The sequence below is a fragment of the Kosmotoga sp. genome (assembly GCF_982836095.1).
The window spans coordinates 1-12,668 of the sequence record NZ_CEYIHJ010000040.1 but is presented as its reverse complement, the minus strand read 5'-3'; the positions used below and the strand labels follow the sequence as shown (position 1 = coordinate 12,668).

15 protein-coding genes and 1 tRNA gene are annotated in these 12,668 nt (G+C 39.9%); 13 read left to right on the top strand and 3 right to left on the bottom strand.

The features are described 5' to 3' along the window. Window positions 1-174 precede the first annotated feature (174 nt). Genes AC3LHT_RS04255 through AC3LHT_RS04245 form a run of 3 tightly spaced genes read left to right on the top strand, consistent with a single transcriptional unit; the run spans window position 175 to window position 2,700 of the window. Window positions 175-648, top strand: a complete 474-nt coding sequence (locus tag AC3LHT_RS04255) for an NUDIX domain-containing protein (RefSeq protein ID WP_290647310.1) — start codon at window positions 175-177, stop codon at window positions 646-648. 44 nt (window positions 649-692) lie between these two features. Next, a complete protein-coding gene (gene hpf, locus AC3LHT_RS04250) occupies window positions 693-1,229 on the top strand; it encodes a ribosome hibernation-promoting factor, HPF/YfiA family (protein WP_290647311.1) in 537 nt (178 codons plus the stop codon). Between the two features lie 55 nt (window positions 1,230-1,284). Then, the gene (locus tag AC3LHT_RS04245; RefSeq protein ID WP_290665943.1) at window positions 1,285-2,700 is read left to right on the top strand and encodes an Rne/Rng family ribonuclease; all 1,416 of its coding nucleotides are present in this window, start codon (window positions 1,285-1,287) and stop codon (window positions 2,698-2,700) included. A 49-nt stretch (window positions 2,701-2,749) separates the two neighbouring features. On the opposite strand, the gene AC3LHT_RS04240 is transcribed toward AC3LHT_RS04245, so the two are convergent. From AC3LHT_RS04240 to AC3LHT_RS04230, 3 genes are all read right to left on the bottom strand, one after another. Then, on the bottom strand, window positions 2,750-3,367 hold the full coding sequence (locus tag AC3LHT_RS04240) for a hypothetical protein (protein WP_488662078.1): 618 nt from the start codon (window positions 3,365-3,367) through the stop codon (window positions 2,750-2,752). Window positions 3,368-3,438: 71 nt separating this feature from the next. Next, window positions 3,439-3,513: transfer RNA gene (locus AC3LHT_RS04235), tRNA-Val, on the bottom strand. 79 nt (window positions 3,514-3,592) lie between these two features. Next, complete coding sequence (locus tag AC3LHT_RS04230; protein WP_488662077.1) at window positions 3,593-5,161, bottom strand: HD domain-containing phosphohydrolase; 1,569 nt, start codon at window positions 5,159-5,161, stop codon at window positions 3,593-3,595. 326 nt (window positions 5,162-5,487) lie between these two features. Here AC3LHT_RS04230 and AC3LHT_RS04225 point away from each other — a divergent pair, with 326 nt between their 5' ends. The 10 genes from AC3LHT_RS04225 to AC3LHT_RS04180 form a co-directional block, all read left to right on the top strand. Next, window positions 5,488-5,766, top strand: coding sequence for a DUF5320 domain-containing protein (locus tag AC3LHT_RS04225; protein ID WP_488662076.1), 279 nt, complete (start codon window positions 5,488-5,490; stop codon window positions 5,764-5,766). Window positions 5,767-5,770: 4 nt separating this feature from the next. Continuing rightward, the gene (locus tag AC3LHT_RS04220; RefSeq protein ID WP_488662075.1) at window positions 5,771-6,028 is read left to right on the top strand and encodes a DUF5320 domain-containing protein; all 258 of its coding nucleotides are present in this window, start codon (window positions 5,771-5,773) and stop codon (window positions 6,026-6,028) included. Between the two features lie 98 nt (window positions 6,029-6,126). Next, window positions 6,127-6,972, top strand: coding sequence for an ATP-binding protein (locus AC3LHT_RS04215; protein WP_290665938.1), 846 nt, complete (start codon window positions 6,127-6,129; stop codon window positions 6,970-6,972). After that, entirely contained in the window at window positions 6,969-7,868 is a 900-nt protein-coding gene (locus AC3LHT_RS04210; RefSeq protein ID WP_290647317.1) for an ATP-binding protein, read from the top strand. The genes AC3LHT_RS04215 and AC3LHT_RS04210 overlap by 4 nt, the downstream gene beginning before the upstream one ends. Beyond that, window positions 7,840-8,205, top strand: coding sequence for a NifB/NifX family molybdenum-iron cluster-binding protein (locus AC3LHT_RS04205; RefSeq protein ID WP_290647318.1), 366 nt, complete (start codon window positions 7,840-7,842; stop codon window positions 8,203-8,205). Before AC3LHT_RS04210 ends, AC3LHT_RS04205 begins: the two co-directional genes overlap by 29 nt. A gap of 18 nt (window positions 8,206-8,223) precedes the next feature. Then, window positions 8,224-8,574 (top strand): NifB/NifX family molybdenum-iron cluster-binding protein, encoded by a 351-nt coding sequence (locus AC3LHT_RS04200; RefSeq protein ID WP_290647319.1) that lies wholly within the window; start codon window positions 8,224-8,226, stop codon window positions 8,572-8,574. A 15-nt stretch (window positions 8,575-8,589) separates the two neighbouring features. After that, window positions 8,590-8,874, top strand: coding sequence for a DUF362 domain-containing protein (locus tag AC3LHT_RS04195; protein ID WP_290665935.1), 285 nt, complete (start codon window positions 8,590-8,592; stop codon window positions 8,872-8,874). Window positions 8,875-8,877: 3 nt separating this feature from the next. Continuing rightward, entirely contained in the window at window positions 8,878-9,822 is a 945-nt protein-coding gene (locus AC3LHT_RS04190; protein WP_290647321.1) for a radical SAM protein, read from the top strand. Further along, a complete protein-coding gene (locus AC3LHT_RS04185; RefSeq protein WP_488662074.1) occupies window positions 9,819-11,159 on the top strand; it encodes an FAD-dependent oxidoreductase in 1,341 nt (446 codons plus the stop codon). The genes AC3LHT_RS04190 and AC3LHT_RS04185 overlap by 4 nt, the downstream gene beginning before the upstream one ends. A gap of 221 nt (window positions 11,160-11,380) precedes the next feature. Then, a partial coding sequence (locus AC3LHT_RS04180) for an MFS transporter (RefSeq protein WP_488662073.1) occupies window positions 11,381-12,668 on the top strand: 1,288 nt, incomplete at its 3' end.

The window sequence follows — 12,668 nt, the reverse complement described above, 5'->3', positions numbered from 1 at the left end:
TAACTCGGTTCTTTGGCTTTGAGCTCCCGTAACTCGAACATCGTAACTCGGCTCTTGATCTCGGCTCTCGGATTCTCGGTTCTCGTACTCTCGGATTTTGTAACTCGAGTTTTAGGTCTATCTTAGCTATATTTGCTGCCTAAGCCTATGCTATAATTAATTAGAGGTGGTTGAATGCTCCATAAAACACATCATGTTAGCGTCCGCGGAGTGGTTATCGAAAAAGGCAGAATCCTGGTTGTTAAACACGCCCATAGCAACCGACCTCCCTTCTGGTGCTTTCCCGGTGGCCGGGTAGAAGACGATGATGAAACGTTAGCTCGGGCCCTTCAGCGTGAAATGATTGAAGAAACAGGTTTGAAGGTTGAGGTAGGAAAAGTGGTTTACACACAAGAATTTGTGCAAGAAAAGCTTCTTGAGTTTTTCTTCCTTTGCAAAATCAAAAGCGGAAAAGCAAAATTAGGAAAAGATCCTGACAACCCAGGTATCCCTATTTTGGTGGATATATCATGGGCTTCTCCTGAAGAGCTTCTTTCAATGCCTGTGTTTCCACGGACTCTTGCACGCAAAATCTCCACCGGTGAAATGCAACAGATAAATCACCAGGTGCTCTATACAAAAGAAGAGATTTCCAATCCCACGGACTAAATAATGTGTTTATTGGGTTTAACACCTCAGAAAGGAGGGGTTTTATGAAGTTCAACATCTACGCAAAGGAAATTACTGTTACTGAATCAATGCGTGAGCATCTTGAAAAGAAACTCTCCAAAGTAAACAAAATCTTCGACGAGAACAGATTCATTTCAATGGATGTAAGGATATTAAAGGAAAGAGGGCAGTACAAATTAGAGTTAACAGCACATTTATCTGGAATTGTTGTGAGAGTTGAAGAAAAGGGCACTGATTTCTATCTTGCCGTCGATAAGTTAGCAGATATTTTTGAAAAGCGCTTAAAGAGATTCAAAGAAAGAAAGTCTATAAAGCATAAATTAAGTGTGCGAGAGATAAGCGATTCGATTTCAGTATCTGAATACGCGGAAGAAGAGGGTAGTATGATAACCAGAAGGAAACGCTTCTCCATTAAGCCAATGACTCTTGAAGAGGCGCTTCTTCAAATGGAAATGCTCGGACATACGTTTTTTGTCTTCAGAAATGCTGAAAGTGGCGAAGTAAATGTCCTATACGCAAGAAAGAACGGCTCAGTTGGCCTTATTGAAATGTCAGAATGAGTTTAATGGACCGGGCTTTACGCCTGGTCCATTAGTATTTCGGAGGTGAAGAAAGATAAAGAGAAATAGAACTCAGTCAATTATCTTCAGTTCTCTTGAAGATGAAGTTAGAATAGCGATTTTAGATAGCGGTTCCCTTGAAGAAGTATTTTTTGAAGAAATGGATAATGAAAGTTATACCGGAAATATTTATCTTGGAAAGGTCGAAAGCATCGTTCCCAGTCTTGAGGCCGCTTTTGTAAACATTGGGATTGGTAAAAACGCTTTCCTCCGTTTCAAGGATTCTCAGGGAAAGCAAACTCTTGAAAAAGGGAAAAAGATTTTGGTTCAGGTAAAGAAAGACCCAATTGGCTCCAAAGGGCCTCAGGTAACTTTGAAAGTTAGCATCCCAGGAAGAAGCCTCGTTTATATACCTTTCTCTAAACACATTGGGATATCTAAGAAGATAATCGAAAAAGATGAACGGGATAGGCTTATGAAAATCGCCAGAGAATCCTTAGAAGAAGGAGAAGGCGTAATTTTCAGAACAGCTGCTTACGGTGTTTCAGCTGAGACCATTCAGGAAGAGCTGGAGAGTCTCAGAACGTTATGGCAAAAAATCGAACAGCAGTTTAAAAGAGGTAGAAAACCAAAATTGTTGTACGAAGAACCGAGCCTTGTGGAATATATACTTAGAGAACGTCTAACGGAAAATACAAGAGAAATCGTCGTGGATAACGAGTATCTCTGGCATGATGTAGTTCAAGGAATAAGCAAATTTAAAACGGGATTCAAACCTATCGTGAGATTTGTTGAGGAAGATGCCTTTTCTCACGAAGGAATCTATGAGATGTTAAAAGTTCTGTACACCAGGGTTGTTCACCTAAAAAGTGGCGGTAATATCATTATTGATAGAACAGAAGCAATGACAGTTATAGATGTTAATTCCGCGAGTGACACTACTGGAAGCGACGTCGCCGAAACTTCTTTGAAGACAAACCTTGAAGCGGCATCTGAAATAGCCAGACAGCTCAGGTTGAGAAATATAGGTGGAATCATTGTCATAGACTTCATCGATATGAAGTCTGACACAGCACGCAATGAAGTACTCAAGCGCTTAAGCGAGGAACTTAAGAAAGACAAGGCACGTTCATATATAATGGGATTCACCCGGCTGGGACTTCTTGAAATGACGCGAAAGCGCTCCACAGCTGCAATAGGGTCAAAAATCTACTCAAATTGTCCTGTTTGCAAGGGAATTGGCCTGATAGAAGCGCCGAAAATAGTTTACCAAAGGCTATTAAAAGACCTGCAAAAAGGATTTAAAGACGAGAAAATCAAAGCAGCAGAGGTGGAAGTTTATCAAAATCTCTCGGGTATCCTTACCCCAGATGTTCAAAAAAACCTTTCAAAAAGCTTCAAACGAAATTTGAAATTCAGTTTTACCTGGCCAATACCAACCACTTATAATATCAAGTTCAGCAAGAAATGAAGCGAATTTAGTAACCAAAAGAGCTTTGAGTTTTCATCAATTTGGAAATTCAAAGCTCCATTCCTTCAATTAAATCCCCAATGGATTTTAGCCAGTCAATTTTCCAGCCAAAAAGAGTTTTCTTGAGAAAATAAATACGTGGGGTTTTAAGCTCTGAAACAATCTCATAGCCATTTCCCATGCTTTTGACAAGAACGGGATAATATCCATCCTGAATCGCTTTTTCGACTTCTGAAAGCTTTATTCCAGCTTCCTTCAAGTTTTCAGCTTCCAGTACATCATTGCCTTCAAGATATATTCTGTCACAAACTTTTCGTTCAGCTTCATTATAAAGAGTGATCAGTTCATGATTTACTTTATCAAGTTCGTTGGCATAAAATGGGATAAAGACAGAAGAGACCTTTTTTGGGTTATATAAAAGCTTTTTAACGTCGTTCAATAAAAAATTGCTCATTTTTTCATAACCTGAGAGGTTCAACTCATAGGTATTTATAAGAGATGTAAACTTGAAAGCATAACGTGATTCCGTAAAATCTTTCACATATTGTTGATATTCCGAAAGAACTTCAACAGGTGTTTTACGAAATTCTCGAAACCATAATAAAAAGCACACAGCAAGTATAATGACAAAAGATGTAATGGCCACGATTTTCAGCTTTTTAAGCACAAAGCACCCCCATATAAAAGCTTTCAGCTAAACTAATGATAACATAAAAAAAGAAGCCTTTCGGCTTCTCTTGGTGGGTGCGACAGGGATCGAACCTGTGACCTCTTCCGTGTGAAGGAAGCGCTCTCCCGCTGAGCTACGCACCCATCAGGAAGATTTTAGCATTCCCTATGTTGCATGTCAAGGCTCATGGCGCTTACCTCTTTAATATCGATTGTGCAGTGTTTAAAACTTGAATCCTTCATTAAAAAGCTTTTCGCATGTTTTCACAACTTCACTGTCATATAGAATATTGCTCTTCTTTTCAATTTCTCTCAGTGCTTCGTCATAATTCATAGCTTTTCTGTAAGGCCTATCATGAGTCATTGCTTCCATAACATCGGCAACAGCAATGATTCTTGCTTCTTCTTCAATGCTCCTACCCTTTAGACCTTCCGGATAACCAGAACCATTTAGGCGTTCATGGTGATGAAGTATGGTTCGATCCACAGACCAGGGAAAATTAACACTGTGAGTGATAGTATAACCAACTTCCGGGTGATGCTTTATAATATTGAATTCTTTCGCATTCAATTTACCAGATTTCAAAAGCACCGACTCCGGAACTTCTATCTTGCCAATATCATGAATATTCGCAGCAAACTCTATTGCCCTGACTTTTGTCGATGGGAGACCGAGCTCTTTTGCAATTTCTTTGGAAAGTTTGGCAACTCGCTTTTGATGACCTATGGTATAAGGGTCTTTCTTTTCTACAAAAGAAGAGGTTATTTCAGCAAGGTTTACGATCGACTGCTGGTAATTATCAGCGTGCATCTTTTCATCTTTGAGAAGCTCTTGCAGTTTTAAAGTAATCATCTTTGTTTTTTGATGTGAAAGAGAGTTATTCAAAGCATATGCGACATATTTTGACAAAATCTCGAGAAAGGAAATTGCTGTGCGTGTGATAGCATTGACCTTACAGCATGCTGTCAAAATAACTCCTGTTGTAGATTCTTTTATCCTCAATGGGATAATAAGAATCGAACGTGCTTGAACTCCATTGGAAATGACTTCGTTAACCATTTTCTTTAACCCATCAGTTATCGTATCCGCTTTATCTTTTCTGAGGCAAAGGCTCAGATTGCAATCTGGAATATACACGATTTCACCCGTTCGCACAGAATATGCAAGTTCTCCTTCCTCTTTATAAAGAAAAATCGGTGGGATCTGAGCAGTATTAACTTCTTTTTGCTTTATCCATCCAGAAAGACAATGAAGTCCTTGAGACTTAGAATCAACTACAAAAATAAATGTTGATTCACAACCAGATATTTTCTTCACATAGTGATGAACCGCTTTACAAAGCCTTTTCGTGTCCAAAGTCTTTATGAGGCTTTCTGTTACCCCTTCAAAAAGGGGGCCTTGCCAGTTAGCCATATTTCCAGCAAATGGTTCAGTAGTACTTATAAAAACAAATTGAACATTTCTTCCCCCCAGTGTCATAAATCCCGTTGTTACAGAGCACTTGAAGCTGGTTCCTCTCATACTGGTGAATTCAACTTCAAAAGGTTCATAGCACCGCTCGGGGAACTCTATTGGTGTGCTTAAAAAATCTTTAAAATTCTTGTTTTCAATCTCAGCAAACTCTTCGGCGCCGATGGCTCTTAGCATACTATCACTTGCGGCGACTATTTTTTCTTCGCAAACTCCAAAAACAGCATAAGGTAGCGCCTCAATAATTACTTTGAGAACCGAAAGCTCTTTGCCAGATGTTTGAGAAAGCTCTGAAGACACATAGAGATGTTCCCCAAGCATATATATCCCCCCTTAGCCTGCAAATGAATGATATTTCTTATAGCCACTGAATTGAATAAAAAGGGAAAGTATTTTGGGTTAAGAAATAAAAAAATACTTAAAAGGGTAACTGTTTAGAAAACAATGAAAATTATATAAAAGCCATCACAAAATGTTTTCAACAGCTACAAAAACCAAAACAGTTATGAGTTAAATTGAACTTAAGATTTAATCATAAGTATCCATTCACTTATGATGTTCACAAGCTATATTTCAAAGTTGACAAGCTGAAAGAGAAGTCATATAATATATGTGAAGTGCATATATATGAACAGGAGGTGATCTGAATGCCTTACGGATTTGGTCGAGGATTTGGATCGGGCTATGGTAGAGGTTTTGGACCAGGTTATGGCTGGGGTCGCGGCAGAAGGTTCGGACCACGTTGGGGAGGTTATGCTTATGGTGAGCCCGGCTTTGGTTATGGCCCATATGAACCAGACCCTGCTGCAGAGGAACAAATGCTTCTTGATTACAAAGCTTATTTAGAGGAAGAGAAAAAATACCTTGAGCAGGAGCTCACAGAAGTCAATAGAAGAATTGAAGAATTGAAAAATCAAGGGAGGTGACAGTATGCCCGGATTTGACAGAACTGGTCCAATGGGTGAAGGCCCAATGACAGGCAGAGGCCTTGGATACTGTGCCAGACCCGGTACAGGTGCTTATGGTTATGGTTACAGTAGGCGCTGGTTTTGGCCTGGCCGAAGCTTTTTTGGAGCGAGAGGCCCCGGACTTGCCTGGAGACACGGATGGTTTGGAAGAGGATATGGACGGGGTTATGGCAGAGGATACGGATGGTTTGGAAGAGGATATGGACGAGGTTGGTGGTAATTTAAATCAGACTTAATATCTGATGCGGGAGCGAAGCTCCCGCTTCTTATGAAAAATATAGCAGCCATAAATGCAAAGACAAACAAGGTGGTGATCTTTTGAAAATCGCAGTTGTGAGCGGAAAAGGTGGAACGGGAAAGACCACTGTTGCCACTAATCTCGCGTGGGTTGCAGCATCAAAAGAACCTGTTCAACTTCTTGATGCTGATGTTGAAGAGCCAAATTCTCATCTCTTTTTTCATGTCAAATATACTGGTGAAACTGATGTAGAAATACTTCTTCCGCGTGTTAACAAAGAGAAATGCATTTTATGCGGAGAATGTGCCAAAGCCTGTCAGTTTGGTGCCATATCGGTTTTCAGTACCGGTGTTCTTGTTTTCGACAACCTTTGTCATGGGTGCGGAGCGTGCAGCATAGCTTGCCCTACAAAGGCTATTTATGAAGTAAATAAGCAGATTGGCGTAGTAAAGACTGGCATAATACATGAAAAACTAACTTTCGGTACTGGGCTCCTAAACATCGGGGAACCTTCAGGTGTAAGAGTGATTAGAGAGTTAAAGAAATTCATCGATGAAAGTAGGACTGTTATTGTTGATGCTCCTCCGGGCACTTCTTGCCCTGTCGTGGAAACACTCCGTGGTATGGATTATGCTCTTATGGTAACTGAAGCAACCCCTTTTGGGCTTCATGATTTGAAACTCGCAGTTGAAGTTGTCAAAGAAATGAACATACCTATGGGGATAGTAATAAACAGAGCTTCCGATGATTACACAATGATCGAAGAGTTCGCTTCTTCAAAAAACATACCTATACTTGAAAAGATTCCTTTTGATAGAGAGATTGCGACCGCTTATTCCAAAGGCTTTTTGTTTGCTGAGATGAAAAAAGAATGGTTTGAACGCTTTGAAAAGCTTTATGAAAAGATTGTCGGGGTGATAGCATGAAACAAATAGCTGTAGTCAGTGGTAAAGGCGGCACTGGAAAAACAACACTTTCCGGTTCATTGTCTTTTCTTTTTGAAAACCATGTTATGGCGGATTGTGATGTGGATGCCCCGAATCTTCATTTGCTAATGGAACCCAAGCTCTTAGAGACTCATGAATACTTTGGTGGAAAAAAAGCAGAAATTGATGATCGCTGTACTGCGTGTGGAATATGTATGAATACATGTCGATTTAGCGCAATTATTCCAGGAACTCCTTACAAAGTCGATCCTTATGCGTGTGAAGGTTGTAATGCCTGTGTGTTAACCTGTCCCGAAGGAGCGATCACTCTGAAAGAGAGTAAATCAGGAGACTATTTCTTGTCCAAAGCAGCTGAGCTCTCTTTATCTCATGCTCTTCTAACTCCTGGCGAAGAAACCTCTGGAGGTCTTATTGCAGAAGTGAGAAAGCTCGCATTAAAAGTTGCTGAACAGGAAAAGCGCGATTATGTAATTATTGATGGTGCCCCTGGTATTGGTTGTGCGGCATCTTCGTCAATTACAGGAGTTAATTACGTTATCATTGTGGCAGAGCCAACAATTTCTGGAATGCATGATCTTCAACGTATTGTCGAAACTACAAGACATTTCATGAGAAAGTTTGGTATTGTTATCAACAAATTCGACTTAAATACCGTCAAAGCAGATGAAATAGTGAACTGGTGCAATAAGGAGAAAATAGAAATACTCGGGAAAATTCCCTTTGATCCGGAAGTAAGAAATTCAGCCATCAGAGCAGAACCTGTTGTAAAAAGCGGAGATTCACCTGCTGCAAAGGCAATCAAGAAAATCTATTATAAACTACTGAAAATCATAGGAGGTGTAAACCATGAAGTTAGCGATACCTGTGATGAGTGATAACGGCTTTGACGCTGAAATTTCGGAACATTTTGGACACGCACCATACTTTGCCTTTGTTGAACTCGATGGTAATACAGTACTCGGTGCAACGGTGGAGAAAAATCCTTTTGAAAGTCATGGACCTGGAGAAATACCAGGCTATATTCACGAAAAGGGAGCAACAGTTTTGATTACGCGAGGCATAGGAAATCGTGCAATAGCATTCTTTGAAAATTTTGGAATTCATGTTGTCAGAGGAGCTACCGGAACTGTTAGAGATATTGTTGATGCTTATCTTTCTGGAAATCTTGAAAGTTTTTCCTATGAACCAAAAGAAAAATTTCATAATTATTAATTAAAGGAGGAGAAAGAAATGAAAATCGCTATTCCAGTTAAAGAAAAATCACTTTCTTCAGAAGTTGACGATCGATTTGCAAGAGCTGCTTTTATTCTGATATACGATATGGAAAACAAAACAACAAAGTTTCTTGAAGACATAGCAGCACAAGCGCACGGTGCCGGACCAATGATGGTTGAGGCGCTTGCTAAAAATGGGGTTGACATTTTAATAGCTAAAAGCCTTGGCCAAAATGCCTTTACCGCGATCAACCAAACAGGTATCAAAGTTTATCTTGCTAAGGAAGGTACAGCCGAAGAAAATATAAAAAATGTGATTGATGGTACCGCAACAGAAATGGAAAAACCTGGTCCATCTTTCCATTAAAAAGGAGGAAGAGAGATGCCGTGGGTTAGAGAAAGCGATTGTACTGGATGTGAGCTTTGTATAAAAGCCTGTCCTGTTGAAGGGGCAATAACCATGCGCAATGGGAAAGCATATATAGACAACAATCTTTGTACCAGATGCGGAAAATGTTTTGAGGCATGTCCCAAAAATGCAATACGCCCTAATTCTGAAAACCCTCTCCTCAAAGGTCGGGGAGTTGGACGTGGTATGGGACGTGGAATAGGCCGTGGTACTGGTAGAGGTCAGGGAAGGGGCCGGGGCAGAGGCCGCGGTTTTTAAAATATGAAACACGTTTACGGTGTTGTTCCCTCAAGAAGGCTTGGCAGGTCTCTTGGAATATGCCCCATTCCATTCAAGACCTGTAATTATTCTTGTATCTACTGTCAACTTGGCAAAACAACCAGAATGACAAATTCGAGATACACTTTTTATTCACCGGAGGAAATACTAAATGAAGCTGAAAACTTTATAAAAAAATACGGTGAGAAAAGTTTTGATGTAGTAACTATTGTGGGTGAAGGTGAGCCAACATTATACACACCCCTGGACAAAATTGTCGAAGGCATTAGGAAATTGACACATAAACCTTTGGTTTTGATAACCAACGGTTCTTTGCTCTATAACACCTCTGTCAGAAAAGAAGTCAGTGGATTCGATATTGTCATGCCCACTTTAGATGCCTGGGATGAGGCGAGTTTTAGAAAAATAAACAGACCCTTTGGAAAGCTGAGCTATAAAGAAGTTCTTAAAGGTATCGTCGATTTTTCCCGGGAATTCAATGGAGAAATCTGGCTGGAAGTTATGCTTGTTAAGGATTATAATGATTCTATAGAAGCTTTGAATTTTCTAAAAGAACGAATTGAGACGATTTCACCAGAGAGAGTATATATCAACGTACCAGTGAGGCCCCCAGCAGAAAAAGGAGTAGAGATACCTGAAAAATCCCGGATAGATTATGCGCGTAAACTGCTTGGCGCGACCAGCATTGAGAATTTGCCTGTTAGTAACTTTCTATCTTCGGAAAGCGATGCAATAAAAGCGGTTATTGAAATCATTAAGCGTCACCCTATGTCAAAAGATGACATAAAAGAATTTCTGCTTTCCGAATTTAATGAGCAAGCACTGGAGAAATTTTTCTCTCTCGCAAGTGAAAAATATAACATCGAAAAATGCAGCTATCACGGAAAAGTGTTTTACCGCTATATCCAGAGGAGGGAAAAAAGATGAAAAAAGAAATTCTGATTATTGGCGGTGGCCCTGCAGGTATAATCACTGCAACTACCGCCAAAAAAACTTACCCTGAAAAAACAGTGGCTGTTGTCAGAAAAGAGGAAACGGGATTGGTCCCCTGTGGAATTCCTTATATTTTTGGGACACTTAACTCAGTAGATGCGAATATCATGGGGATCAAACCAGCTGAAAAGCTTGGTGTTGAATTTGTTATCGACGAAGTTACAGCTGTCGATTTTGAAAGAAAAACAGTGCTTCTCAAATCTGGAGATAGCATTGAATATGAAAAACTCGTTTTTGCTACAGGTTCAAGGCCTGTTCTCCCGCCAATTGAAGGCAAAGAACTCAAGGGTGTGTTTACCGTTGCCAAGAACAAGGAATACATGGAAGAAGTATTTAACTTCGCAAAAAATGCGAAAAGAGTGATAATTGTTGGTGGCGGTTTCATTGGTATTGAGGTGGGCGATGAAATTAGAAAGATGGGAAAGGAAGTTACAATTATTGAAGCAATGCCTCATCTTTTGCCAGCAGCCTTTGACGAAGAATTTGGAAAGATAGCTGAAGAGAAGCTCACGGAGCACGGAGCAACCATCAAAACGAACCTTCGTGTTTCCAAAATCCTTGGCAATGAGAGCGTTACCGGAGTTGAATTCGAAGATGGTTCGAATCTGACAGCTGATATGGTTATTTTTGCAATCGGTTACAAACCAAATACCGGTCTTGTCCAAAATCTCGGTATCCACCTGGGTTATAGTGGAGCTATATGGGTTGACGAATACATGAGAACCAGCGTAAGAGATGTGTTTGCGGTTGGTGATTGTGCGGAACACAAAGATTTCTTCACAAGGAAACCAAGCAGATTAATGCTCGCTTCTACCGCGGTCTTTGATGCGAGAGTAGCCGGTGCAAACCTTTATCATCTTAAGGTCGTACGCGAAAATCACGGAAACCTCGGTGTTTTCTCTACTTCAATAGAAGGACTTACTCTCGGTGCAGCTGGTATGACAGAAAGGACTACTTGTGCAGAAGGATTTGAATGCGTTATTGGTGAAGCAAAATCAGTCGATAGGCACCCAGGTACACTCCCTGACAAAAGCCCACTCTATGTAAAGCTGGTTTTCTCCAAAGAAAGTGGGCTCTTACTAGGTGCACAGATTGCAGGCGGAAAGAGTGTCGGAGAAATGATAAATATCCTCGGGCTTGGCTTGCAGATGGGTATTACTGCAAATGATCTTGTTACCATGCAAATAGGAACACACCCATTACTGACTTCTGCACCTACTACATATCCATTGGTACTGGCAGCGGAATCAGCCATTATGAAACTCCGTTAATTTGCTATTATAAGAATGCAGGATGCCTTTAATACTTCAGGCATCCTGCATTTTATTTGCAATTTTCCAGCGTGGCTCTTATATGATATAAGCATATATATAACCTTTGTAACCTTACTCTCAATTTTGAGCAGGAAAAAATCATTATAATATAGGTAATTACAGATTTTTCACGTAATAATATCTATATATGCCAAATGAAAGCCTGATTGAGGTGAAATATGAGAAAGGAAAAAAGGCATTTTATTGCCTTTGTATGGCACGCATCTTTTCTTGCTTTGACAATGGCTTTTGTGGAAGTAAACACTGTATTACCATCTCTCGTATTAAAAGCCGGTGGGAATAGTTTTTCAATCGGATTAATCACAGCTATTACAACAGGAATTCCATTGCTTGTGCAAATAATATTTGCAGGACTTCTCATGTCGCGCCCCAGAAAGAAACCATTTTTGTTGTTGGGTATTTATCTTAGGGTTCTTGCCCTGGCGTTTATGGGCTTTATGTTGAAAAGCAGTTTAACAGGCGGAATTCTACTTGTGATGATTTTGCTGGTTATTTCTGTCTTTTCATTTAGCGGCGTTTTCGCGGGTATTTGTTATACAGATCTGCTGGGAAAGACTATTGCTGGAAAAAGCAGAAGAAAATTTATGGCTTTCAGACAAATTGTCGGCAGCCTACTTTCATTTGGTGGAGGTTTTCTCGCTAGAATGATTGTAAGTAAAGTTCCTTATCCGAATAACTATTCCGTAATGTTTTTTGTAGCTGCAATTTCTTTGGCCATTGGTTCTTTAGGTTTTTGGTTAATTCATGAGCCACCCGTGAAAATAATTTCCTATCCAGGTTTTTGGAAAATATTGAAAAGTATTCCGGCAACTTTGAAAAAAGACAGTAATTTGCGTAACTACATCATGTTTTCAAACCTAACAGGTTTTGGCCTTATCCTCATTCCTTTTTACGTACTTTTAGCAAAGAAAACTTATGGCCTTAGCGGTGAAAACGTTGGCAACTTTCTCTTTCTTCAAATGATTGGCATACTCGTTGCTGGCTTTTTCTGGGGAAGTTACTTACAGCGCAGGGGATTCAAAAAACTGCTTTACGTTTGTGCGCTTTTTGGCGGTACACTTCCCGTGCTCTCGCTGTTTTTGTCAAAAGCCGGGGTCAACTTTTATGCTTTGATTTTCCTCCTAACGGGTATTGCTTTAAGTGCAAGTTACTTAATGTATTACTATACACCAGAAGCGGTTATGAATGCACTAAATAACTTTATACAATTTACAGGGAGCTCTTTTATAGGGGAACTAGCTAAGATTAGCATTTGTGCAATTCCAACGGCTTTTAGTGTAGTAAGAAACACAGGAATACCAATAGTGGGAGACTTGATAGGGGTTGGATACAAAACATCAAGATTATACAGGCTAAATGAATTAGAAAAACCATTAAAAGAAAAGAAAAGATTAGTCAGCTTGTTTGGCTCGGATATTAAAGATACCTTATTAGCAGCACTTATAG